The 24,351-nt window shown below is 50.9% G+C and carries 23 protein-coding genes and 1 other RNA gene; 6 read left to right on the plus strand and 18 right to left on the minus strand.

Translation table 11 applies throughout. The features are described from left to right. Positions 1 to 74 precede the first annotated feature (74 nt). The 3 genes from AC5JMP_RS02800 to ffs all read right to left on the minus strand — a co-directional run bounded on the left by AC5JMP_RS02800 (position 75) and on the right by ffs (position 1,265). Positions 75 to 569 (minus strand): hypothetical protein, encoded by a 495-nt coding sequence (locus AC5JMP_RS02800; protein ID WP_495849904.1) that lies wholly within the window; start codon positions 567 to 569, stop codon positions 75 to 77. 68 nt (positions 570 to 637) lie between these two features. Next, complete coding sequence (locus AC5JMP_RS02805) at positions 638 to 1,036, minus strand: phasin family protein (RefSeq protein ID WP_495849905.1); 399 nt, start codon at positions 1,034 to 1,036, stop codon at positions 638 to 640. A 132-nt stretch (positions 1,037 to 1,168) separates the two neighbouring features. Beyond that, positions 1,169 to 1,265: signal recognition particle sRNA small type (ffs, locus tag AC5JMP_RS02810), an RNA gene on the minus strand. 489 nt (positions 1,266 to 1,754) lie between these two features. Here ffs and AC5JMP_RS02815 point away from each other — a divergent pair. Continuing rightward, a complete protein-coding gene (locus AC5JMP_RS02815; protein ID WP_495849906.1) occupies positions 1,755 to 2,711 on the plus strand; it encodes an RNA polymerase sigma factor, RpoD/SigA family in 957 nt (318 codons plus the stop codon). 338 nt (positions 2,712 to 3,049) lie between these two features. Here AC5JMP_RS02815 and AC5JMP_RS02820 read toward each other — a convergent pair whose 3' ends face one another. The 8 genes from AC5JMP_RS02820 to ftsH form a co-directional block, all read right to left on the minus strand. Next, positions 3,050 to 3,337, minus strand: a complete 288-nt coding sequence (locus tag AC5JMP_RS02820; protein ID WP_495849907.1) for an MSMEG_0570 family nitrogen starvation response protein — start codon at positions 3,335 to 3,337, stop codon at positions 3,050 to 3,052. Positions 3,338 to 3,373: 36 nt separating this feature from the next. Next, positions 3,374 to 4,552: an MSMEG_0565 family glycosyltransferase gene (locus tag AC5JMP_RS02825; RefSeq protein ID WP_495849908.1), complete on the minus strand. Its 1,179-nt coding sequence runs from the start codon at positions 4,550 to 4,552 to the stop codon at positions 3,374 to 3,376. After that, positions 4,549 to 5,532: a sll0787 family AIR synthase-like protein gene (locus tag AC5JMP_RS02830; protein ID WP_495849933.1), complete on the minus strand. Its 984-nt coding sequence runs from the start codon at positions 5,530 to 5,532 to the stop codon at positions 4,549 to 4,551. Before AC5JMP_RS02830 ends, AC5JMP_RS02825 begins: the two co-directional genes overlap by 4 nt. Beyond that, on the minus strand, positions 5,526 to 6,092 hold the full coding sequence (locus tag AC5JMP_RS02835; protein ID WP_495849909.1) for an MSMEG_0567/Sll0786 family nitrogen starvation N-acetyltransferase: 567 nt from the start codon (positions 6,090 to 6,092) through the stop codon (positions 5,526 to 5,528). The genes AC5JMP_RS02830 and AC5JMP_RS02835 overlap by 7 nt, the downstream gene beginning before the upstream one ends. A gap of 21 nt (positions 6,093 to 6,113) precedes the next feature. Continuing rightward, the gene (locus tag AC5JMP_RS02840) at positions 6,114 to 7,229 is read right to left on the minus strand and encodes an MSMEG_0568 family radical SAM protein (protein WP_495849910.1); all 1,116 of its coding nucleotides are present in this window, start codon (positions 7,227 to 7,229) and stop codon (positions 6,114 to 6,116) included. Between the two features lie 124 nt (positions 7,230 to 7,353). Further along, the gene (locus AC5JMP_RS02845) at positions 7,354 to 8,373 is read right to left on the minus strand and encodes a Nit6803 family nitrilase (RefSeq protein WP_495849911.1); all 1,020 of its coding nucleotides are present in this window, start codon (positions 8,371 to 8,373) and stop codon (positions 7,354 to 7,356) included. Positions 8,374 to 8,497: 124 nt separating this feature from the next. After that, complete coding sequence (locus AC5JMP_RS02850) at positions 8,498 to 8,980, minus strand: MSMEG_0572/Sll0783 family nitrogen starvation response protein (RefSeq protein ID WP_495849912.1); 483 nt, start codon at positions 8,978 to 8,980, stop codon at positions 8,498 to 8,500. 478 nt (positions 8,981 to 9,458) lie between these two features. Continuing rightward, a complete protein-coding gene (gene ftsH, locus AC5JMP_RS02855; RefSeq protein WP_495849913.1) occupies positions 9,459 to 11,390 on the minus strand; it encodes an ATP-dependent zinc metalloprotease FtsH in 1,932 nt (643 codons plus the stop codon). 255 nt (positions 11,391 to 11,645) lie between these two features. Between ftsH and AC5JMP_RS02860 the strand changes: the two genes are divergently transcribed. Next, positions 11,646 to 13,001 carry a tetratricopeptide repeat protein gene (locus AC5JMP_RS02860; RefSeq protein ID WP_495849914.1) on the plus strand — a complete coding sequence of 452 codons (1,356 nt, stop codon included), beginning with the start codon at positions 11,646 to 11,648 and terminating at the stop codon, positions 12,999 to 13,001. A gap of 85 nt (positions 13,002 to 13,086) precedes the next feature. Here AC5JMP_RS02860 and AC5JMP_RS02865 read toward each other — a convergent pair whose 3' ends face one another. Both AC5JMP_RS02865 and crtR read right to left on the minus strand, forming a co-directional pair. After that, the gene (locus AC5JMP_RS02865) at positions 13,087 to 13,515 is read right to left on the minus strand and encodes a DUF29 domain-containing protein (RefSeq protein WP_495849915.1); all 429 of its coding nucleotides are present in this window, start codon (positions 13,513 to 13,515) and stop codon (positions 13,087 to 13,089) included. 229 nt (positions 13,516 to 13,744) lie between these two features. Then, positions 13,745 to 14,665 carry a beta-carotene hydroxylase gene (gene crtR / locus AC5JMP_RS02870; protein WP_495849934.1) on the minus strand — a complete coding sequence of 307 codons (921 nt, stop codon included), beginning with the start codon at positions 14,663 to 14,665 and terminating at the stop codon, positions 13,745 to 13,747. A 636-nt stretch (positions 14,666 to 15,301) separates the two neighbouring features. Between crtR and AC5JMP_RS02875 the strand changes: the two genes are divergently transcribed. After that, positions 15,302 to 16,081 (plus strand): tetratricopeptide repeat protein, encoded by a 780-nt coding sequence (locus tag AC5JMP_RS02875; protein WP_495849916.1) that lies wholly within the window; start codon positions 15,302 to 15,304, stop codon positions 16,079 to 16,081. Beyond that, entirely contained in the window at positions 16,065 to 16,196 is a 132-nt protein-coding gene (locus AC5JMP_RS02880; RefSeq protein ID WP_495849917.1) for a hypothetical protein, read from the plus strand. The genes AC5JMP_RS02875 and AC5JMP_RS02880 overlap by 17 nt, the downstream gene beginning before the upstream one ends. Here AC5JMP_RS02880 and AC5JMP_RS02885 read toward each other — a convergent pair. The 5 genes from AC5JMP_RS02885 to AC5JMP_RS02905 form a co-directional block, all read right to left on the minus strand. Next, positions 16,193 to 16,408, minus strand: a complete 216-nt coding sequence (locus tag AC5JMP_RS02885; protein WP_495849918.1) for a ssl0294 family protein — start codon at positions 16,406 to 16,408, stop codon at positions 16,193 to 16,195. The two genes, AC5JMP_RS02880 and AC5JMP_RS02885, sit on opposite strands and share 4 nt — an antisense overlap. A gap of 93 nt (positions 16,409 to 16,501) precedes the next feature. Further along, positions 16,502 to 18,826, minus strand: a complete 2,325-nt coding sequence (gene nrdJ, locus AC5JMP_RS02890; RefSeq protein ID WP_495849935.1) for a ribonucleoside-triphosphate reductase, adenosylcobalamin-dependent — start codon at positions 18,824 to 18,826, stop codon at positions 16,502 to 16,504. A 181-nt stretch (positions 18,827 to 19,007) separates the two neighbouring features. Beyond that, complete coding sequence (locus tag AC5JMP_RS02895) at positions 19,008 to 19,538, minus strand: single-stranded DNA-binding protein (RefSeq protein WP_495849919.1); 531 nt, start codon at positions 19,536 to 19,538, stop codon at positions 19,008 to 19,010. 215 nt (positions 19,539 to 19,753) lie between these two features. Then, a complete protein-coding gene (locus tag AC5JMP_RS02900; protein ID WP_495849920.1) occupies positions 19,754 to 22,312 on the minus strand; it encodes a mannose-1-phosphate guanyltransferase in 2,559 nt (852 codons plus the stop codon). Beyond that, a complete protein-coding gene (locus AC5JMP_RS02905) occupies positions 22,309 to 22,473 on the minus strand; it encodes a hypothetical protein (RefSeq protein ID WP_495849921.1) in 165 nt (54 codons plus the stop codon). The genes AC5JMP_RS02900 and AC5JMP_RS02905 overlap by 4 nt, the downstream gene beginning before the upstream one ends. Positions 22,474 to 22,739: 266 nt before the next feature. On the opposite strand from AC5JMP_RS02905, the gene AC5JMP_RS02910 reads away from it, so the two are divergent. After that, entirely contained in the window at positions 22,740 to 22,919 is a 180-nt protein-coding gene (locus AC5JMP_RS02910) for a hypothetical protein (protein ID WP_495849922.1), read from the plus strand. A gap of 193 nt (positions 22,920 to 23,112) precedes the next feature. Then, positions 23,113 to 23,841 (plus strand): class I SAM-dependent methyltransferase, encoded by a 729-nt coding sequence (locus tag AC5JMP_RS02915; protein WP_495849923.1) that lies wholly within the window; start codon positions 23,113 to 23,115, stop codon positions 23,839 to 23,841. The last annotated feature ends 510 nt before the right edge of the window (positions 23,842 to 24,351 follow it).

Below are 24,351 nucleotides of genomic sequence, written 5' to 3' on the forward strand. Positions count from 1 at the left end.
TACCTCTTTTTTATACGCAGATAAATTTACCGCAACCGGAAAACTTTGGGGAGTTTAGTGCGCTTCACTAAAGCTTAAAAATTGTCATTAGAATCATCTGATCGATTCATAGGTGGAAAAGACCAGGAATACGTCTCTTTATCAGGGCATTGTTCTGATCCGTCGGTAATGCCATAAGGATGCATGGCACAAACCAGCATCGTGCCACTGTAAACTTGACCATGATAGTGCCGACAGCCAACGCAAAGCGGATGCTGATTAATCAGCGGCTCTACGGTATGAGTAATCGGCTCAGCTGCGCGATCGAGCGTCGCCTCAAAGCCCAGAATCATTTGCAGCAGCGGATCAAACCATTCGGTGAGCTGGTCATCCAGGCGATCGATATTGGGAGCTACCGTTTCCTCAAAGGGGGCAAGGGTTTGCTCTATCTCTTCGGCAACTTTTTCGGTAAATTCCAAGAGCACATCGGCCGCCTCATCAACGCCTTTGCCGACGTCCTGAAAAAATTGATCGATGCCTTCTGTCACAGCTTCCAATGCCTTCATCCAGTCTTGCTGCCAACCGTCCATAGCTTTGATTTTAGATTTTAGATTTCGGATTTTAGATTTTGAGGTGAAGCGATCGCGGTTTTAGTTACTTAGTCTCGTTTTAGCCGCCGCAGTTCTTCCTGAAGCTTGGCAACTTGATCGCGCAGACTGTCAGCTTGAGGAGATCCGGCAACTCGGCTTTCAGCTTGTGAATCTTCAGCTTGTGAATCTACTGAAACTTCATCGTCTAGGATCTCAATGCGTCGAGGTTCAGGTGTGGCAGCCGCATTCCCTGAAACCGCATCTTTCTGCGCCCGACTAACCATTTCGTCAACCATGTGCTTAGCTTCGTCGGCAGTCATTTCGCCTCTAGCCACCATTTCATCTGCAATCTTCTGGGCTTGCGATCGCAGCTCTCCCAGAGTAGTCCCTGCTTTCTCAGCAGCGTAGGATGCAACGCCTACACCTAGGTAAAAAGCTTTTTGTACTAAATCTCCAAAGTTAGCCATCTTAACTCAGACTCCTTCATGTCAGAGTGCCATAGCCTTCAGCATAGGAGCAATTTGGGCGATTGCCTATGTAGAATTCCACACTTGCTGTAGCGAGAATTCCGCAGAGGCTGGGGCGATGGCTTAAAAGCAAAAGACCCGGAGTTTACGCCTATTACAAGCATCCCGTATTGCTGCTACCTTCCGGTCCTGACAAAGTTTGGGCGTTGCAATCGCATAAATCCGAGTCCTTACCCAAGATAGCATAACGAGCAGGTTTAGTTGCAGCTACCTCATCACAGAGCTATTAAACGCCAAAGATTAAGAAGCTGAGCAATATTAAGAAGATTTAATGTTTACGCTAATCATTTTTCAGAAAATGTAAAGGAATGGAGGCTAATTTTGTTCCTCAGGATGCATTCTGATTTTCGATCAGCAGGGTATTCTGGGCTTAGAGGGGGTACGAGACAGAAGAATTCTCTACCTGTAGAACTGTAACTTTATTTGTAAAATGATGTTACGATTATGAGAGATATGCCTGTCTCGTGAGAAATGGGGTTGCTGAAAGACTAAGACTCTCACTTCATTAGAAGGATTTACCCGTCAAGTGCAGGGTAAATACGAAGAGATGTGTTGCCCCTTCAAGCCCACTGTCCGTTACATACACTGCTAGGTTGCAATATCGCCATATCATAGTACATTTGTTCTAAATCAGTTCCTCCACAGCTAGAGACGCGCTATGAAGACTACCTCAACCTCTGCTGACCTAGTACGCGCCTATCTCCGAGAGATTGGTCGGGTGCCGCTACTAACCCATGAGCAGGAGATTCTTTACGGTAAGCAGGTGCGCCGCTTGGCACAGCTTCACGAATGGAAAGAAGTTTTAGAAGATAAGATGGGTCGCGTTGCTACGCTGCAAGAGTGGGCAGAGTTTGCAACCCTCCCGACTGGGGAGCTAGAGAAGCTCATTGTTGAAGGTGAACATGCTAAGCGCAAAATGGTGGAAGCCAACCTGCGTCTGGTAGTTTCTGTGGCTAAAAAGTACATTAAGAGAAATGTCGATCTTCTTGACCTGATTCAAGAAGGCACGATCGGGATGCAGCGCGGTGTTGAGAAGTTTGATCCCACCAAGGGATATCGCTTTTCGACTTATGCCTATTGGTGGATTCGGCAGGCAATCACAAGGGCGATCGCCGAAAAGGGTCGCACGATTCGTCTTCCAATCCACATTACAGAGAAGCTAAACAAAATTAAGAAAGCTCAGCGATTGCTCTCTCAACAGTATGGGCGAGCTGCAACTGCGGCGGAGCTTGCGGCGGAGCTGGAGTTAACCCCTAAACAGGTACGCGAATACTTGGAGCGGGCACGCTTGCCTTTGTCGCTAGATTTACGGGTCGGCGACAATCAGGATACAGAGCTGGGAGAGCTGTTGGAAGACACAGGACCATCGCCAGAGGAGTTTGCGGCTCAATCGGCTCTGCGTTCTGAGCTAGAGCAAATTATGGCGGATTTAACGCCTCAGCAGCGAGAGGTTCTGTCTCTGCGGTTTGGCTTAGAGGATGGTCAGGCTTTGACTTTAGCGAAGATCGGCGATCGCCTCAATATCAGCCGCGAACGAGTACGGCAGATTGAGCGGGAGGCGTTGACTAAGCTGCGTAAGCGTAGAGCGGATATTCGTGAGTATTTGGCGAGCTGATGCTCATTTAAGACTCGAACGAGGCAGGTGGTTTTTGAGGATTGCATGGAGGGTAACGCTCAAAAACTACCTCTCCCTTTATCGAATGGTAGTGGTGTTTAGGCAAGGGTTTTTAGTGGCGTGGACTTTGCCCACGCCACTAAAAACCCTTGCCTCTTAAGGAACACCCATCAAATTGAACTGGCAGGAGTCCTTGAGGTGTGGGTGAGAACCAAACAGCTTTGAGGGTTTCCCCCAAACCCCTAGCAGGGGACGGGCACGTCCCCCACACCCCCTCTGCATGAGGCGTTTTGTGGGAGGAAGGGATCGCTTTGCATCGGTGAGGCGATCGGGCGTTTCTATTCGATGAAGCGGATGACTTGAACTTGCGGTTGAGGTAAATTGTGAAACTGAATTGCTTTGCTCTCGATTTCGTCTAGCTGCCCTAACGCTAGACCGCATGGATAGCCATATTTGGCTTTGACGCGATCGCTGGCAATCTGTAATGCAGTGCGCGATCGTGTTACGAAGTCTTCTAGCGGGTAGCTTTGTTCGGGCGTGAAATACTCCTTGACTATGAGCGAGGGCGAATAGCAGGTTTCTTGGGAGCCGTCGGGCCATTGGATTTGGAAACGAATTTCGGGCATAGTCGGTTTTGGGTATGGTTGGTTTTGGGTTTTGAGCTAGTGGTTTTGCGATACTTCTAGTAGCTGACGATAGGCTTTTATATGCATTTTGGCAGAGCTTTTCCACGTGTAGCTGTCACAAAGGGTTTGACTTTCAGCAATTAAAGCGTTTGCTAACTCAGGCTGCATCACCTGGATCATGGCTTGGGCGATCGCGCCTACATCTTCTGGGTTGACCATGAGTGCTTGCTGCTCTGACAAAAACTCGGTGAAGGGGGGCTGCCGTGAGGTAATGACGGGTAAGCCTGAGGCGATCGATTCCATCACGACTAACCCCCAGCCTTCTTTAAGCGAAGGAAATACAAAGGCATCGGCGGCATGGTACAGCAGCGGTAGGTCAGCTTCGGCAACTACTCCTGGCAACACGAGAGATTTGCTGACCCCCAGCCAATCGACTTCGGCGAAGAAGCGATCGCGGTAGTCTTGATAGTCAAATAGCGTTGCACCACCTGCAATTACAAGCTGCGCTTGGGGAAAGTGGTTCAGGGTTTGGGCGAAGGCTTGCAGCAGGGCGATCGAGTTTTTGCGGGGTTCGATGCCGCCTACGGTCAGATATATTGGGCTTCCGGATAGGCTGAGCTGCTGTTTCAGAGTAAGCAGAGCCTCTATGTTCTGAGGGGTGAGATGGCTTGGCGTAAAGCGATCGGTGTCTACGCCGTTGATTACTCGATGGGCATCAATGCCACGTTGAAGCAGTTGAGTTTGCCAGTAGGCACTGACGCAAAGGCATAGGTTGGGTTCGGCGATCGATTTTTCTTGGCAAGCCTGTAAGTAAGGGCTGTTGAACTCGTCAATATGGTGGACAGTCCGGATGAAGTGCGGAATTTGCCCCTGCTGCCGCAGTTGTAGCAAAGCATTGGCGCTAATACAGTCCTGCGCGTGATAGCAGTCGTAGGGTGAAGGCTCATAAGTCAGAAAATCAACGAATTCTTGAATCCGCTGTTGGATAAGGCGATCGATATCTCCACTGACAGGAGCAGTCGGAATGAGCTGTACTTTGCAGGAGAGAGGGCGATCGAAGCCTCTGTTTTTTCCGTCATCCGCTTTATCTAAAGCATAAATACAAACGTCATGTCCTAGATGATGCAGGGCTTCCGCCAATTCCAGCGTATGCACAACGCTGCCTCTGGGCTTTGTGGCGTAGGTGAGTAGCGCAATTCGAAGTCTGTCGCTCATCGTTGCGCCTTTGGAGGTATTTCGGGCGAAAAGCCTGTTAATGGCTCCTGCTGCAAGTCCCAAAAGAGCTGAGTTTCGCCCTGTAGTCGCAAGTTGAGCTTTCTCCCTGGCTGAATTTGTCCGACGATCGCGCAAGTCAAGTCTCGCTGATGAAACTTTTCCTGCACGGCAGTAACCTGCTCAGGACGAATGCTGAGCAAAAAGCCATAGCTCGGAAAACAGGTAAGCCACCGTTCCAGAGGCATATCTGGATGGGGAATTGCGTCTAAATCTAGCACTGCTCCACAGCCAGAAGTTTCTAGCAGCATCAGTAATGTGCCCACCACACCCCCCATGCTGATATCTTTCCCGGCATCGCACAGCCCCGACTCTGCCAAAGCAGGCAGAATCGCTAAATCTTGTCGCAGCTCTGCGGGGTCAGCCTCTGTGGCCGCATTCCAAAAAGGATGCTGAGGGTGGGCTTTGCCGCGTAGATCAATCGCCATCAGCAAGCAATCGCCCGCCCTGGCACCAAAACTGCTGATGAGCCGCTGCGATCGCCCCAAAATCGCCACAGACAGAGCGTTATAAACGCTATGGCAGTTGGTATGTCCACCGACAATCGGCACTTGATAGGTCTGAGAAGCTGCCCGCATTCCTGCCAGCAAAGCCTGACTCTGGGAAAGCGACTGGCTCCAGATGGTGTCTACGACGGCGATCGGTCGTCCGCCCATCGCATAAATATCGCTGACGTTTACCATGACGGCACACCACCCGGCAAACCAGGGTTCTGTCTCTACCAGCATCGGCAAAATCCCCTCGGCGGCTAAGAGCAGATAGCCGTCTCCGTCGGGAATGGCCGCACAGTCATCTCCAAGCTGAGCAGCAGACAGGTCTTGCCGGGATGCAGCCTCAGAGATGACCTGAGATATAACCTGAATGTCCTGCTTCTGCAAGATGCCCAAAGCTTGCCGTAGATTTGTGATGAGCTGACTTAACACGCTTGCGCCTCGTGCCGTTCGGCTTGCCAAAGAGGAAGGGCTGGGCGAGGTTCTGCATCAGGCAAAGAGAGAGGCTGATAATGGTCAAGATCAGCTTCCATCAGATGATGCAGCCGATCGCAGAAAGTTTTTTCCTGAAGCGATCGCCAATGCAGCCGCTGAAAAAAGCGCACGTTTTGCATCTGCACAGTTGCTAAAAACTGGTTACAGCCCCAAGTATTTGCCGTGGTGACAGCCTTTTCGATTAAGCCTTTGCCAATTCGCCAGCCTTTACGGTACTCCGGATGGGTGCCTAGCCTGCCACCATACCAAAGCCCCGGCTCCATTTCATAGATGCGGACAACGCCCACAACTTTTTGCTGCTCAGGCTGCTGCGAGTCCGGCGGCTGCAAAACAGTTGCAACAGCAATAATAGGATAGGCGATCGCATCCCACTCATCTAGATCATTTCCCTGAAAAATCTGCTGCTCTTCAGCAAAGATGGCTTGGCGGAGAGCAAAGTAGGCGGCAATTTCTGCTGGAGTTACCGCAAGCTTGAATTGATAGGAACAGCTGGACATGGAAGAAAATAGAGTAGGAACTTAGAGATTCAGGGCTTTTGTGGGTGTCGGCTGCTCAAAGGTCGACAGCGCCGAACAGGCACCACACTTGCCACATCCCGCTTTCATGGCTGCTGAAGACATGCCTGCCCGATTGAGCAAAGCGCTGACCTGCTGATAGAGGCTGTACATAAACTCGCTGCTAGGAGCAGGTTGGGCAGCAAGCGGCGTGCCGCTGATGGGCACAAAAGGCACTACAAACGGATAGACCCCAATTTGAATCAAGCGATCGCTAGCTTCCACCAACGTTTCTAAACTATCTCCCAAGCCTGCCAGCAGGTAGGTGCTAACTTGCCCCCAGCCAAAGACCTGCACGGCAGCTTCAAATGCTTGAAAGTAAAACTCTACGGGAACAGTCGCTTTCCCCGGCATAATCCGATCGCGTACCGCTGGATCAACGGCCTCCAAATGCATCCCCAAGCTGTCTACTCCAGCAGCTTTGAGACGATCGAACCAGATAAAATCATCGGGCGGCTCACACTGAACCTGAATTGGCAGGTCTACCCGCTGCTTGACGACGCGCACACACTCGGTGAGATAAGCTGCTCCGCGATCGGTGGTATTGGGCGTACCCGTCGTCATAATCATGTGCTTCACGCCGTCTAGCCGCACGGCAGCTTCAGCCACCTCGGCAAGCTGGGCGGGCAATTTACGCGCGATCGTTCGTCCTGCCTCCAACGACTGACCAATGGCGCAAAATTGACAGGCGCTTTCGGTATCGATGTAGCGCATACAGGTTTGCAACACCGTGGTCGCTAGGACATCCTGGCTGTGGAGTAACGCAATCTTCCAATAAGGAATTCCCTCTGCTGTGGCTAGACCATAGAACTTCGGCTGCTGCGGAAAGCTGATAGGGGCGATCGCCTCTTCCTGCAAGTGCAAAGTCTGTGAACCTGCACCAGAATCCAATTTTGCTGTGTAGGGCGATCGGGCGGCAGTTCCTGTAAAAATCGGCACCATCACCGTTGTGCCTTCGATCGTCACTGCCTTGTGATCAGAAGGTCCCGCTCCGCCCTTTCGTCCTGCGGCTCCTACCTCCTGCTCAACCAGCTTCAGACCATGCGATTGCAGTTCCGTAATCAGATGTTGTTTATCCATTGCAGAGAAAATAGAGGATCAGAAATGAGGCAGAGCATAAACCTATTGATCTTGGATTTCATCTAAAATCCAAAATCTCTAGAGAACTACCAGGTTTACTTGGCGAAAGACTAGAGGGCGAGGATTAGGGATTTAGGGTCAGGTAGGTCGGCTCGATCGGCGCTGGCGCTGATGCTCCTTGGCTCAGCAATTCAGCAGCAGCGGGAGCTGGATCGATGCCCGTAGCGACCGACCACTGAGAAGCATTCATCTGGAGCTGCAACAGGTCGGGGCGAGAGTAATGCCCGACGCTGTCCATCATGCGTTTGCGCTTGGTAATCAGGGAAAAATCTAGATCGGCGATCGCCATTCCCTCGCCTTCGGTAATGGACGGACAGAGCGGCACGCCCTCAGGGCTAATGATGGCCGTGTAGCAACCGCCCGTCAGCACCCGCTGCAATTTCTCATCGGCTGTCACCTGCCCAATCTGTTCGGGAGACAGCCACCCGGTCGCGTTGACCACGAAGCAGCCCGCCTCTAGAGCATGATGTCGAATGGTTACCTCTATCTGGTCGGCAAAGATTTGTCCCACCATGGAGCCAGGAAATTGAGCGCAATGAATTTGCTCATGCTGTGCCATTAGGGCAAACCGCGCTAGAGGGTTGTAATGCTCCCAGCAGGCAAGAGCGCCCAGCTTACCCACTGCCGTGTCTACCACCTTCAGTCCTGCACCATCGCCCTGTCCCCAAACCATGCGCTCATGGTAGGTCGGAGTAATTTTGCGGCGCTTTAGCAGCAGTGTCCCATCGGCATCAAACACAAGCTGAGTGTTATAAATCGAGCCGTTGTCTCGCTCATTCACGCCCAAAACCACGACAATTTTGTACGATCGCGCCGCTCGACTTACCGCATCTGTGACCGCGCTGGGAACCTCAACGGCTTCCTCATAGAGCCGCATATGCTCTTTGCCCATCAGCACAGGGGGCTGCACAAACGAAAAATACGGGTAGTAGGGCACAAAGGTTTCTGGAAACACCACAAGCTGTGCGCCTGCCTGAGCGGCTTTAGCGATCGCCTCTAGCACCTTCTCGGTTGTGCCCTCTCGGCTAAACAACACAGGGCTAATCTGCACGGCTGCCGCCCGGACTATCTGTGAATCGCTCATGGAGCTTCTCCTGACTGTATGCTCTTTTCCCAATCAATTCAACGGGTGATGATTTTGGATTTTGGATCTTAGCTCAACCCAAAATCCAAAATTTCTAGAAGTACAAAATTTCTAGAGGTACAAACTACAGTGTCCAGGTATCCAGAATGAACGCGCCATCCTTACGGTGCAGTAACACCAAATCCAGCACATCCAGAGGGCTAATCGGACGAATTCCTTCAATCAGCGAAGGTTCACCATGACCATAGAGCGCCTGCAATGCAAATCGACAAGCGTAGACTTTGCCGCCTTCCGAGATGAATTTGCTGATTTGATTGTTGAAATTCTGATGCCCTGGGAAAGCTTCATCTCCCAGCTTCGGAAAACCGCGCTGTACGCCCAGCGTCACGCCTGGCCCATAGAGCAAAATCGAAGTTTCAAAGCCTTTCCGCAGGAGGCGAGTGGCTTGCAGTAGGTTTACAAACCCGATCGATCCCTCAAAGGCAACCGTGTGAAACGTGACTAGCGCTTTCTCACCTGGATCTGCCTTTACATCCGGAAAAACTTTTTCTTCATAGTCAACTAGAAAATCACCAGCTTTGTGGGCGGGGTGGGTTACTTCAGGCACGATGATAGTCCTCAGAACGAAGGTTAAATCAAAATCTACTTAAATCTAGGCTGACTAGAGCGCGACTTAATACTATCCGCTACACCGCTACGTTGTCTAAGCGGACAGAACATTAAGCTAGAAATCTAGCTTTCAGGCTATGTGAAGCGTAGAAGCATCGGATAGCATCGCTTGTGTAGTTCGCTACAGAAACTAGAAGTCTGATTCTATGAACAGGCGCGATCGCCAACCTTCAAAAAAATACCATCAATTAGTCCAAATTACCTGTCTAAATGAACAGGCTATGCACTTTTGAGTCCCAGATTTTGCGTGGATGTAGGCTGGGTTAATCTACGCAAAAAGCGCCCTCAATCTATTGAGAGCGCTCACGAAAGTTAGATTATGGCTGTCGCCAGTTGCCTAGGACATTTTTAGTGGGGCGCGAAGCGCCCCACTAAAAATGTCCCCGTCCTAACTGCTTTGACGGTTGCTGTAAAGATCAGGAAACCTGCGCTGCCATCAGCTGTTTCTCAGGCAAGGTCGTGTGTTGTCCCACAATTTGACGGAACTGCTCACCCTCGATCGTTTCCTGCTCCAGCAGCATCTCGACTAGCTGATCCATTAGCTCCCGGTTCTCGCGGATGATACGACGAGACTCGCCATAGCAGCGAACGGCGATCGCTCTCACCTGATGGTCAATTTGGGTCGCAACTTCTTCAGAATATTCCACCCGCGCCATCCAGTCACGCCCCAAGAACACCTCGCTATTGCCGCTTTCTAGAGCGAAAGGTCCTAGCTCAGACATACCGTAGCGCGTCACCATTTCCCGCGCTAGGTTTGCCACCACTTGAATATCGTTGCTAGCTCCCACCGTAATCTCGGCATCGCCAAACACTTCTTCCTCGGCGGCGCGTCCGCCCAGCGCGATCGTGATGCGATCGAGCAGCCAGGAGCGGGTGTACAGACCGCTATCAATCATCTCTTCGTTAAAGGTCTGCTGCGCAAAGCCTCCAATGCCGCCCGATCGCGGAATGATCGTCACCTTATTGAGCGGGTCAGAGTTTTTGAGCAGCGTCATCAGCAGGGCATGACCGACCTCATGGTAGGCAATCAGCCGCTTCTTCTTGCTGTCTAGGAGCGGTGTTAGGGTCATGCCCGTAGTGACGCGATCGATCGCATCATCAATTTCTAGCGGAGTCACAGCTTCCTTGCGCCGACGTGCCGTTAAGATTGCCGCCTCGTTGAGCATATTAGCTAGCTCAGCACCCGAAAAACCGGGCGTACGGCGGGCGATCGTCTCTAAAGACACACTGGGATCAAGCTTCTTGTTGCGAGCATGAACTTCCAGGATACCCAAGCGACCCTTATAGGTGGGCAGATCGACCTGCACCTGCCGATCGAATCGACCCGGACGCAGCAGCGCCGAATCCAAGACATCTGGACGGTTGGTTGCTGCAATGATGATGATTCCGGCATTGCCTTCAAAGCCATCCATTTCGGTCAAGAGCTGGTTCAGAGTCTGCTCTCGCTCGTCGTTGCCGCCACCAATCCCCGTACCGCGCTGCCGCCCCACCGCGTCAATTTCATCGATAAAAATAATGCAGGGCGCGTTCTCTTTTGCCTTTTTGAACAGGTCGCGCACCCGCGAGGCACCTACTCCGACAAACATTTCCACAAATTCGGAGCCGGAAATGCTGAAGAAAGGGACACCCGCCTCTCCGGCGATCGCCTTAGCCAACATGGTTTTTCCTGTACCTGGAGGTCCCACCAAGAGCACGCCCTTAGGAATCTTCGCCCCTACAGCCGTAAATCGCTCCGGCTTCTTCAAGAAGGTAACGACCTCTTGCAGCTCTTCCTTAGCTTCTTCAATTCCGGCAACATCATCAAACATCACGCCTGTTTTGGCTTCCATTTGAAAACGTGCCTTCGATTTGCCAAAGCTCATTGCCTGACCCGAAGAATTATTCGTTCGCCGCAAGAACATCAGCAGCGCCATCAGCAGCACAAACGCCAGCAGACCGTGGGTAATCAGCCAAGCCACCGTGCCGCCATCAGTCGAGGGCTGCACTTCCAGATCGACATTGTTGTTACGGGCAGCCTCAACTAATTCAGGATTGCTGTCGCCAAACAAAACAACTTCTTGGGTGGCGCTGTCCTTCGCCTGGTTCTTCAGCCGCACCTCTGCGACTCCCCGCACCGGGTCGATCGCCACCTTCGCAACTTCTCCCGCCTCAATCTTTTCAACCAGCGAACTATAGGTCAGCCCGCCCTCACGAGACGAAGTTTGCGCCACGCTGGGCGGACTGATCAGCGTAGCCTGGAGCATCAGCCAAACTGCCGTCACCGTTCCAGTCACCAGGGAGCTTTTCAGGGGGCGCTTCCCCTTTTTATTCAGCGTACCCATCAAAACTTTACCCTCAGCCTGCTTCATATTCTCTCTGTCGCCTTTTGCAATCTGCTACAGCTCGGCGCATTGTCTTCAGCCAAACTACCCATTCTGTCGGGCGAGTCTGACGAAACAACAGCTCTAAATCCAGTGTAACTCTAGACACTCTAAGTGACAGGTCTAAAAGAGGGATAAAGCTCTAGCCGATCCTGCGACAACGGGCACTCAATAGGAGCGATCGCACTAAAATCAGCTTACGCATCGAAGATGGGCAGGTTGTACATGATGGGCGGGTTGTACATGAGAAGACATGTTCATATAGGGTCTGGACTGATTGGCATCGTCGCAGCTAGTTGGATTGGGTTTCCGGCGGTTGTCGCGCAGGGCAGCCCATCTCAGCTTGTATCCCAGGTAACTCTTCCCTCGACTCAAGAGCAGCCGCAACGCCTACAGGAAGCGAACCGGATGCAGGACTTGCAGCAAGAGTTGCAAATGCGCAAGGTGGTTCAGGAAGAAGTCGATCGCGCTTTCAATCACACTACAGCTTTGCTCAATGTCCTGCTGGCAATTTTGACAGTGCTGCCCATCATTGCCACGGTGCTGCTATATCTCTCTCGTCAAAGAGCTATTCAACAGCTACGCGAAGAAATGGACGAGCAGATCCGAAAAGAAATTGAAGCTCAGGTACAGGCAGAGTTAAAGCAGCAGACGCTCATTATTCAGAAACAAATGCTTGAGTTGGGGCAGGAGTCCCTAGCTGTGACTAGACAAGTGCAGCAGCAAGCTAGTGAATTTCAGGCAGAAATCGATCAGCTAAAAACCGAATTTGAAACTCAGCTAGAAGCGCTTAAAAGCGCTGCAACAGAAGTAGAGCGAGAAAAAGACCGCATCTTTCAGCAAATCACTAGCATTACTCTCGTCGCCACTTCAAAAGACGAACTCTCTGACGAAAAGAAACGGAAAATTGAAACGCTAACGGAGCAGTTGGATCACTTGAAGTCGAAAAGTTCGAGTCTAGATCTGTGCATCAATGACTTTGTGCGAGAGGGAGATGCTTTATTCTTTGCAGGGCGCTATGCAGAAGCAATTCATGCCTACGATCAGGCGATCGGTAAAACCCTCGTTGATGTTGACGATTTATTTGCAGCATGGCATGGAAAGACTAAGGCGTTGCGCAGGCTCAGGCAATATCCGCAGGCATTGGCAGCCAGCACGAGAGCCATGGCATTGAAACCCGACGATTCCCTCATGTGGTTTGAACGGGGCTACCTGCTACACATTCAGGGGCAATATGCTGAAGCCCTAGAAATATACGATCGATTAATTGCCAATCAACCCAGCTTCTATCGTGCCCGTAATCACAGAGGATACGTCTTGCTCAAACTGAAAAGATATGAAGAGGCGATCGCTGAACTCAATAAGAGCATTGAAATTAAACCAGATTATGGCAACGGCTATTATGGCAAGGCGTATTACTATCTGCTTCATGATCAGCCCGATCTGGCATTAGAGAATCTAAAAATTTCGATTGCGTATTACCCCAGGTATAAGACCAGAGTAAAGACTGATTCAGACTTTGCCAGCTTGTGGGACAATTATCACTTTCAAGATCTAGTTGGGATCTCTGTAGCATCGAAGTCCGTGATTCAGGAGTAGGCTCATTGTCAGTGCAATGATGATGGTCAGTGCAAGGATGATGATGGACCGCGACCCAACGTTTTCTCTCGGAGACAGAACCACTCTAGGGCAGGAAACTGCTATCCAAAACCTGTTCCAGAGAATAGGGACACTCTGAGGGGAATGTGTCATAGCTCAGGTTGGTTTCTCTGACCGCCAAATCTAAGCCGTACTCAAAACCCAGGGTAAAAGCTTTTGGTAAGTAAGGCTTCAGGCTGGGATTTTCCTGTAGATGTCTGGCGATCGCGCTACGCTGCTCCCGAATTGTGGCTCTCCAGCTATTGCTCTGGCGATCGGGTTGAAACTGCCACTTGAGCAAATGAGCCAGAAGAATCCGCAGCCGGGACTCCAATTCTCTCTCCTGCTGCTTGCCCAAACTGGCTATTTCCTCAATCAAATGCTCAACGTCTAATGACTCCCAGTCTCGATTTCCTAGAAACAGAGACTGCTCCCGCGTCCAGCGATAAAAATCTTTGTCGTAGGTGTCGTACATGATTTAGCTCTAGACGAGTACCGAGTCAGCTATCTGGCGTTGCTGGTTTTATGTATGAATTTTTTTGAAAGGGGCGCGGAGCGCCCCTTTCAAAAAAATTCATACATAAAACCAGCAATACCAGCTATCCCAATTATTGCAGATAGCCATTTAGGGCGGTGATTGCCCAAAGTTTTCATAAAAAAGGGTGGACATTGCCCACCCATCAAAACCTTTGTCGATCGCCCTTCTAAACTTCCGGCTGGTCTGTTTGATCACCCGGCGAATCACCAGAGTGATGACCGTGAAAGCGAATGCCTAAGAAAATATCGTAGACAAAACTCCAGAAAGCTTTGCCCTGAAAAACCCCTAGCGACTGATGACAACCCTTAGCATCTAGCAAAGGACGAGTGGCCTCATAAGCAGGCTGGTACTTATACCAAGGAATTGAAGGCCAAAGATGATGAATCAGATGGTAGTTCTGCCCCATAATCAGCACATTCAAAACAGGATTGGGATAGACGCGGGCATTCTTCCAGCGATCGCGCTCTTGAAAGGGACGATGCGGAAAGTAGTCGAAAAATAGACCGAGCGCCAAACCTACAACCAGCGCTGGAGAGAACCAGTAATTAAACAAAAAGTCTACAAAGTCATAGCGAATCGCTAGAAAGACGATAGTCGCAAACACCAATCGGCTCAAAAACCACTCCAGCAGTTCAAACTTACGCCACAGCTTCCGCTTGAAGAAAAACACCTCGTGGTAAAAGAAACGAGGCGCGATCAGCCATAGAGGCCCATAGGTTGAGACAAAATGGTCGGGATCATTGTCTGGGTCATTGACGTTTGCATGATGCTGCATGTGTACCCGCGTAAACACAGGATACGCAAAGCCCAGCATCAGAGCGCTGCCATGCCCCAAAACAGCATTCATCACCCGATTACGATGCGCCACATTGTGTGAGGCATCGTGGATTACGGTGCCGACGATATGCAAAGCGATCGTGTTAATGCAAAAACAGAACCATCCCGGTAAATTCCACAGCCAGTATCCCACCGTCGATGCAATCGCCATTGCAACTGCCGTCAAGAACAGCAGCAGGGTTGGGTTTAGGCTACCTGGCGGACCCAAGAATTCTCTCGGCACAGTCAGGGGCTTTATTGCCTCCGACACCATGATATTTCCACTCCTTTACGCAGTCACCCTTGTGCAGTATAAGGTACAGAGCATGAATAATAAAGTTTTGTGAAATAAGCTCATTTAATCAGATAGATGGCAGACCCTACAAAATCTCTGATGGATGAGCCAAAAGAGATGAGATATTGGCCTGAGCCACGAATGCACTTACCTGAAAAAGCAGTTTTCAGCAAGCTTTTGAAAATTCATCTCGCCTTAATCAATATCTCTTCACATTCTCCAGGAAATTCATGAACTCCGCAGAGTTTTTCCGCAATACTACTGAAACAGGTTGAGGTTGGCATTAGTAAACGAAATAACTCTGCAACTCGCTTGTCTGTAGAGCGATCGCCTTTTGGGAAGCATCGAACCGCCAAAAAAATTCCTTCACCTTCTCCCGGTTTTTTCAGTACTTTCAACCTAACATTTTCCATTCAGACACCTTATTAAGTGACATATAGCCAGAGATAGCAAAAAGTAGAACGCCTGACACCTTGAGTTCCTGATACCTTGAGTTCCTGATACCTTGAGTCCCTGACACCTTGAGTTACAGACACCCTAGGTTACAAACACTTTAAGTCAGCGCGTCGCAAGCAAAAGCCCCCATGGGGTGTAGATACTGTAAGGACGATCATGAACACTCGCTCTTTCATTGACCCCAGCAAAAGAACCAATCGCCGCGCTGCCTCAAAGTCTCAGCATTCCGGCAGTCAGCCGCAAAAACGGTGGCAATCTAAGCCTCTAAAAGCTATCGATCGCCTGTCTTCAGATTGCCAGCTCAGCTCAGTTGAGTATGACACAGTGATTCGGCAGCAGGCTCTATCGCTAGCTCAGCAGGGCAGCATCGCAGAAGCCATCGCTTTATTTAGCGAACTGTTAATCCGCAACCCCAAGAGCGCCATTGATCACAGCAATCGAGGATTAATTTACGCTCAAAGCGGGCTGTTCGAGGAAGCGATCGCCGACTACAACCGCGCCATTGAGCTAAACCCTCGTCTGGATAGTGCCTACAACAACCGCGCCAACTACTACGCATCCCAGGGGCAATATTTAGAAGCCATCCTGGACTACGACATCGCGCTGGATCTTAATCCTGCTAATGTGCGCGCCTGGATCAATCAGGGCATCACCTTCCGAGAGCTAGAAATGTACGATCGCGCCCTAGAGAGCTTCGATCTAGCCCTTTGCCTGAGCCGCTTAGAAGGTCATATCTTTGCCGAACGTGGACGCACCTATCACCTGCGAGGAGACTGGAACTGCGCGATCGCCGATTACCAGCGATCAATTGGCAAACTCTACCAATCTGCAACCTCATCGCAAGATCCTGCCCTACGGCTACGCCTTCAGGTAGAAGGATGGCAAGATGAATTGCTAAATGCAGCCTTTGAGCAAGACGATGCATGGAAATTTTGAGCAGGACAAGTTTGAAAAGGTTTGGTTTGACAAATTTGTACAGCAGGCTCAGCGTAAACATGGGGCTGAACTCGTTCAGCCCCATGTCAAAGCCCATCTATTGGCGCTAAATTAATCGATTGAGATGGACTGAGGGCCATTCTTGCCGTTGGTCGCTCCGCTCGAAGTCGAGGAGTACGATCGCGAACCAGATTGATGATCCAGCCAACTCCTGACCGGATCTTCGGATAAATTAAGGCGTAGAAGCCCAGAAACGACACCTCCCAAGAACGCTACAGGGTGTCCGACTAACTCTCTAAATACGGGCGTTAGCTCATCCAAAAACATTCCGAAGCTCCTTTTTATAGCGTGTATAGGGCGATCGCTCTGATCCTAGCACCTGAATCCTTAGCACCTGAATCCTTAGCGCCTAGATCTCGCTTACCCTTTCTTCTCTGGCAGCATGCACTTGTCGCTGTCGCAACCCGCCGGACCCGCCTCAAACATTTCACCTGAGTCGTAGCGGCTGAGAACCTGATGGAAATCATCCGTGCGGCGGCGCATCAGCACCTCTTGGGAAAACTGCTCGTACTCTACTTTAGAAATTGGCTCAAACGGTAGGCGAGGGAAGGTTTGCAAATCGTCGAACCGAGCCAGCAGAGCGGCTGAGATATAGCCCTCATCGGATTGAATCGCCTGATGTAGCCGAGCCGCCAGCCCGTCAATTTCGTTTTCCCGCAGCTCGATCGTTGCCGAGGTGTTGTGAGCCGTGTAGTGCTTCTGCACCTGCATATAGAAATCTGCCTGAGCTAGCGCCGAGAATTTGGAAATATCAATTTGGTCAGCTTCCGGCAGGTTCGCCCAGGAAACTTCTACCGGAATTTCTACCAGCCACTCGGTGCAGCGCGGATCAAAGGCATCATCCAGCAATCGACCGTTCTCGTCTTTATCCGACTGAGAGGGAATCAGCCGATAGCCGTAGTCGTAGCAAGCCATCGCCACCGGATCGTTTTTGCGGAAGGTGATGCGACGCAGGAAGCGCTGAGCCTTGGGCGGATGCCAGCCTGGACTTGCACCCGTCAGCAGACTCTTGGTTCCGGCAGGCTGAACGGTAGTGCAGCGATTGGGGCGACGCAGGTTGTGGCGATCGCAATATTCCCAAACCACACGATGCACGGTTGCTTTCCAGCGGCTGAGGTATTCCTGCTCTTTTTGTTTGAATTGCAGCCCTGTAACCGTATCTGGACGACCTTCTTCCCACCAGCGCAGCCACTCAGCGCCAAAGGCATGAACGAAGAAATCAAAGAGTCCGGTGAAGGACACGCCGACGATCGGGTCGAGCAGACGCGACTCCTGATAGCGAGGCTCACCAAACTGGTGGTTCAGCAACCCGGCAACTGAGAGCGCCCCCGCCGTGAATGCCTCCTCCTGCTCCTTGAAGTTAAGTGGATCAAGCTGATTCAGATGCACTTCAGACAGGTTGCAGTGGAAGTTCTCTCCGAGGATTTCGCCGCAGGGATTTAGCCCATAGCGTCCTAGCCGATGCTCTAGCTCTTGGTCAGATATTTGGGGCGAGTGAGCCTTTAGCCACTGCTTGCCTTTGCCCTGCCCGTAGGCTTGCAGAAAATCTGTCTTTAGAGCTGAACTGGTGAGCAAATCGCCATTGGAACGGGCGATCGCCTCTCCTGCCCACTGAATTGCTCCTTCGCCTGAGTAAAACTGCTTCCGCACGGCATCCGTGCATTCTTGCAGCGTTGGCTTGTGGTGAAAAACGCGCGTGTGGTTTGCCATCCGCAGCACGTCTCGTTCGGGGTCAATGCTCCAATTGCCTGCCGCATCCTGCTGCCAGAGGTTATCTTTTGCGGTCGTTGCCGTTTGGTCTTCGCTGTCAAACTGTCGCATTCCGGCACTGCGGCGAATGTTTCCGGCCACTACGCAAGCTGCCGCTTCGTCAATCAACAAGCAGCACTCGATCGCATTTAGCTTGCGCCCGATCGTTTTGTTTAAAATTGCGGCACAGCGCTCGTAGAGCTGGGGCAGACGTACCGGATTTGCCACGCCGCCAAAGCCCTTAAGTCGCTCTCCTGCGGGACGCACCTGGCTCAGATCGATTAAGACCTGCACTTCTCCAGAAAAGCGATCGTCTGTCGAAAGCTCTAGTAAAGTCTGGTAGGACTTGACCCAACCCCTGCGGCTATCTCCGACCTGAATCGTTGCCTGATTTGCGGCAAAGCTGACCTCAGTTGTGTCTCGACGCAGCTCTGGAGATGCAGAGCCGATCGCACCTGTCACTTCTACCGTTAGGCGATTGCGAATGACCGGGAGCTGATCAATATACTTGGGTTCCAGCACGGCTCCAGTACCGCAGCCCATCATTGCCAGATCCATCATCAGACCAAAGGCACGCCAGTCCACCACGTTGGTGCTGGTGCAATTGTAGGAACCAGAGAAGTTTTCGGGCTTGGCGATCCAGTCTGTGCCGCCCACCCAAAGCCAGCGACCCGACGGCAGACTTTTGAGCTGTCGCTGCATTCGAGAGACTAATTCGGCTTCCTGGGGCGTCAGGTTGCCTAGCTCGACCACGCCGCGCAGAGTGCGATCGCACACCTCCTCCCAAGTTTCTCGAACGTTCGCCGCCTTTTCTCCACGACGGCTGTAAGTTCTAAAAAATACGGGGTTGGCAGCAGGAGCTGATTCTGGAAAAGGGTTTGCGGGAGACGGGCTAGGTGAGTCGTTTAGGCGAGTACGTTCGAGATCTTGAACCATGAGTGATGCCTCGGTTTCACGGATGTAGAGTGTGACGGTATAGCCAACGCAGTCTGACAGGTTTGCCTGAAGCCAGAGGCTTGCAAGACAGCTATCATGATCCACCGCTAGAGGCTAAAACCTTATGAGAATGCGATCCTACTCTACATCTAGAGGTTTCGCTACTTTTTAAACACTAGATTTAGAAAGGAATGTCGTCGTAATCCACCTGGTCAGCGCTAGGCTTTGAACCTGAGTAGGCAGGCGATTTGGCTGGCTCTGAGGCGGGAGCACCCATAGGTTTGGCAGCAGGCTTGGTTTTCGCCACGCTGGTCGGGGCGGCGCTGGGCGTGAAGGTAGTTCCCGTTGGGGCAGGGCTAGAAGCGCTCGTAGAGGCAGGAGTGACGGCAGAAGTCGTTAGGCTAGAATCTGCACCAATCAGATGAATTCGCTGTGCCGTCAGTTCAGCCCTAGTTTCCTTAAAACCCTCTGGACGATCGATCCGATTCATGTTGAGCCGACCCTCAACGATGACGCGATCGCCCACATGATATTTTTCCTGAATTTCCTGCGCCAGGTTGCCCCAGCCCACGACCTTGAGCGTTGAGGGCGGATCTTCATCGCGTATGCCGGGAAACTGAACAACAATTTCGGCAATTGGCGTTTGGTTGTCAGGCGTATAGCGGAGCTGAGGATCTTGAATGACTTCAGCCATCAAAATGCAGTTGTTCATAAGATATCTCCAGGTGGGTTCAGCGCAATGGCTTCCTAATTAAGTTTCGCTAATTTCGCTAATTAAGTTTCTTAGTGTAGCTGCACTCCTAGATTTTTAGATAAATTCTAGAGCGCGATCGCCGCAAATTTCAGACGGCGACTTGAGTAGTAAATATGTATTATTTTAACATGAAGTATTGAAGCTAGTCCAAACCTTAGCCGGACAGCCATCGCCTACTCCATCTGCATTTGGCTCTCGTCTAAGCCATGATCGCGATCGACAAAATCTTGCACAAACGATCGATACTCTCGCAGCGTCTCGTCTACCCAGCCGCGATCGTGGCTATCGGCATAGAGATGAACCAGCGGTTCTCCAGCATCGGGCAACAGCAGCACCCAGCTATCGTGCTGAGAGTTGAAGATCTTGACGCCATCCGTGAGATCCAGATTTTCGACCGGGTTATTTTCCACTAGGTGTCGCATCAGCGCCCCCTTGACTGCCCAAGGACAGCGAACCGTCAGCGTTCGATGCGAGACACGCGGCAGCTCAGAGCGAATTTGACCCAAGGTGCGGGGCATATTGAAGCGATCGCGATCTTGCAGCGACAGCATTTCAATGAGCTTACCGATGCAAAACATGGCATCAAAGCCGGGGTGAATTTGCGGAAAGATAAATCCCATTTCGCCGCTGCCCCCTAGCACAACGTTGGCGTTGGTGTGGCAAGCCTCCATGAGCGCCGTGGGGTTGGCTTTGGTGCGAATGACGCTGCTGTCGTGCCGCCGAGCAATTTGCTCAACAGCGCTAGAGGCATTGACGGGCACTACCACCATGCCTCTGGGATACTCCATCAGCATCATGTGCGCCATGAGCGCCGTCAGCATTTCGCCCCGAATGGCACTGCCCGACTCATCGACTAGAATGAGCTGCTCTCCGTTGGCGGAAACTTGGACTCCGAGACTTGCTTTCAGCGCCTCCACCACATGCCCCAACTGGCTCAGCAGCACCTCGCGATCGGCATTAGAGGGAATGTTTTGGCTAAGGCTAGCGTTTAACACGACGGCATCGCAGCCAAATTTGCCCAACAGCTGCGGCAAGACTGCCCCTGACAAGGCGTAAACATAGTCAATGACGATTTTGGGTTTGCTGCTCCGCATCGCCTCAGCGTTGAGATGACGCTCGAAGCTGGCGCTGTAGAGATCGGTGACTTGCGGCACATAGACAACGTTGCCGATTTCCTGAATTTGCGCCCGTCGGAAGTCTTCTTTAAAGTAAGCTCCTTCAATCTTCTTCTCCCGCGCCTTAGAAAGATTGATCCCTTTCTGATCAAAGAACTCAATCAGCAAATGATCGGAGCGATCGGGGTGAACCCGCACATGGATACCTCCTGCGACTGCCAGCGTCGGCACGGCAGTCCGGGCGATCGGGATAGAGGTCGCCTCCAAATGCTGGACGTTGATGCCTACCGACATTAGCCCTGCAATTAGCGATCGCGTCACCATGCGGGAGATCGGGCGCTGGTCGCGGGAGACGGTGACGTGAGAACCAGGCTTCAGCGTTGAGCCATAAGCTCCTCCCAGCCGGACGGCAAACTCTGGCGTAATGTCTACATTTGCCAGACCCGAAACTCCCCGCTGACCAAATAAGTTGCGGTGTGCGGTGTGTCCCCAGATCAGATTCATATTTAGGGTTGCTCCCGGATCGATCTTTTTGCTGGGCCAGACTCGCACATTGGGCGTAACGAGCGCCTCTTCCCCAACGGTCGAGAGGGAGCCAACCACTGCGCCTTCTAGCACCTGTGCCCGACGATCGATTCGGGTGCCTCTTGCCGCTACGCAAGCAATGAGCTGAGACTCTTCGCCTACGATCACGCCATTCCAAATAATCGGGCGCTTCAAATCGGCATCGGCTCCAATGCTGACATTATCGCCAATGACGGTACCCGCCGAGATTTGGACTCGCGCCCCAATGCGGCAGTTGTTGCCAATCAAAGCGGGCGTTTCCAGGTGAGCCGAAGGATTGATGTAGGTGTTTTGCCCGACCCATAGACCGGGCGATCGCTCCATATAATCCATGTCTAGCTTGACTCGCTGGTAGAGCGCCGCATATTGCGCCTCGCGGTAGGTATCCAGATGACCCACATCGCACCAGTAGCCCTGCGTCACGTAGCCATACATCGGCTCGCCTTTTTCTAGCAGCAGCGGAAAGAGATCTTTTGAAAAGTCGCTTTCCTGATCGGCACTCAGATAATCCAAGACCTCTGGCTCTAGAATATAGGTGCCTGTGTTGACCGTATCCGAAAAAATTTCGCTGCTAGAGGGCTTTTCCAAAAACCGCTGGATGCGCTGATTTTCATCGGTGATTACTACGCCAAACTCGATCGGATTAGGGACACAGGCAAGAATTAGCGTGGCTTTCGACTGTTTTTCTTTGTGAAACCGAATAGCGGCAGTTAGGTCAAAGTCGGTAATGCTATCACCGCTAATCACCACAAAAGTGTCATCCAGCAGCTCCGCCACATTTCTGACGCAGCCGGACGTACCCAAGGGCTGATCTTCTTCGACGGCGTAGGTCATCTGTACGCCAAACTCACTGCCGTCCTGAAAATAGTCCCGCATAGCGTCAGGCAAGTAGTGTAGCGTTGCAATCACCTCAGTGATGCCGTGCCGCCGCAGCAGATTGATAATATGTTGGGCGATCGGACGGTTCAAAATCGGCACCATGGGCTTGGGCAAATCACAGGTCAACGGTCTTAGCCTCGTTCCTGACCCGCCTGCCATTAACACTGCTCTCATAAATTCTCCTTCCCGACTCCGTTTTTGCCGATGCCCAAAATCACTGTCCAGAATCGCTGATGCGCCTGATTTACTTCAGCTTCTTTTAATCTAGTCTCATATTCGATCGCGTGTAGTGAGCAGTGTTCCAAATGAGGGGTTAATTTTTTTAAAAAGGTCATGGAGCGTCTCTTGAATAACCCAATCCTTTCAAAACCGGATTCAAAGCTGTATGACGATCGCTGCTTTGATTCAAAAAAATTCTTAATATTTATTTGCAAGGCTTAAACGCTAACTTAGGTATTTTTTGAGAAATACATTTTGAAAACTGCATCCATAGAGCAAAGCTTCAATTGCAACGTCTGTTCTATGGCAACACTTCAGTTTGCTAACTTACACTGAGAGTAAAGATTGAGCCGTTAGAGTCAAAATTTGTTGGGAGGTTTAAATGGGATCTTTGCTAGGGCTTGTTGCACTTGTAGTCTATGTGGGCGGAGCTTGGAAGTTTTGGACGGGCTTCAATCGTACTAACTTTAGCCAGGGAAAAGTTCATTTGTCGCTACTCTGGCCGATCTATATGTTTTCTAAGCCTTATCGACAAAACTTCACTAAAGCTCTGAAAGGCTAATTGCGCAGGCTATTTGTGAAGGCTATTTGTGAAGAGCTACATCAAGCTTGAGCGCTGTCCATGAGGCGGTGCTCAAGCTTTGGCAGGTGCTCAGTCGGATGAAAGGCGCGATCGGCTAAAGTAGCAACAGCGGGTGCGTGATATTTCAAAAAGCAGCCCGTGCAGTATTGAAGCGTATTTTAAGGACATTGGGATGGCAAAGGATAAGGGTCAGGGCGATAGGCAGCTATCGGAGTTTTTGGGCGATCGCTCCAGCGTCTGGGCAACTCAGCTAGATGCCATTGCTCTGCGGTTTAATCGAGAGTACCGCAAAGAATCCTTTAATCTGCCGCCCGAAGTCGAAGCCATGCCGATCTTTCAAGAGTGGATGGCTGGGTCACTTACCAGCAAAATTGCCTCGCCTTTCTGGGACTTGGCGAAACCTAAAAAGCAGCAGAAATGTCTCGACTTGGGCTGTGGGTTCAGCTTTATGATCTACCCTTGGCGAGAGTGGGAAGCCCAATTTTATGGGCAAGAAATTAGCTCTGTTGCCCGTGATTTTCTGACTTCCAGGGGTTCTCAGCTCAACTCCAAGCTATTCAAAGGCGTTCAGCTCGCAGGTGCCCACGAACTGAACTATGAGAAGAATCTGTTTGATTTGGTGATTGCCACGGGCTTCAGTTTTTACTATCCCCTCAGCTATTGGGCAGATGTGCTGGCAGCCGTTAAGCATGTCCTCAAGCCTGAGGGATTTTTCGTATTTGATGCGATCGCCCCTGATACTGAAATGGCGGAAAATTGGGCAATTCTGGAAACCTACCTCAGCGCTGAGGTGTTTTTGGAGCCGCTGGAGGATTGGCAAAAGCTAATTAAAGCGTCGGGTGCCCAAATTGTGAGGCAGCAGCAGGGCGATTTATTTCAGATGTATAAAGTAAAGTTCTGACGAGATGACGGAAGATCTGCGGAATACACGCAGTTCATTGTGACGGTATTCTAAATTTAATTAGAGGATGATGAAAGCTTTGCTCCACAGAGCTTTCATCATCCTCTTTTTTTATTCATCTATGTCTGAATAGCTGCCCTTTTCGGTAATTGCTGAGGCAAATAACTAATTGACGGGGTGAGTGCGATCGTAGAAATCGTCAGATGCACGGATTGAGGCTTCACCAGAATTTCATATATTACAGCTATGGATTCATGGAATCGAAATAAAAGCGCATGAGTCAGTAGATTCTATGAAATATTGCCGATTCAGAAATAGCCCGTTCTGAATTCAGATTTTCAAGGAAGAACGTTCCTTCGCATCTGCCTACATCTGCATCTACCTATAGATATTTTTAGTTTCAGAAAAGTCTCAGAATGAATTTATTCTACGACTTTTTAGGTAGCTAAGACATCATATTTTTATCCTGGAAGAACGATCTGTTGCGGTTTATTTTGTCTTGATTTTTGT

This window comes from Drouetiella sp., from assembly GCF_059504425.1.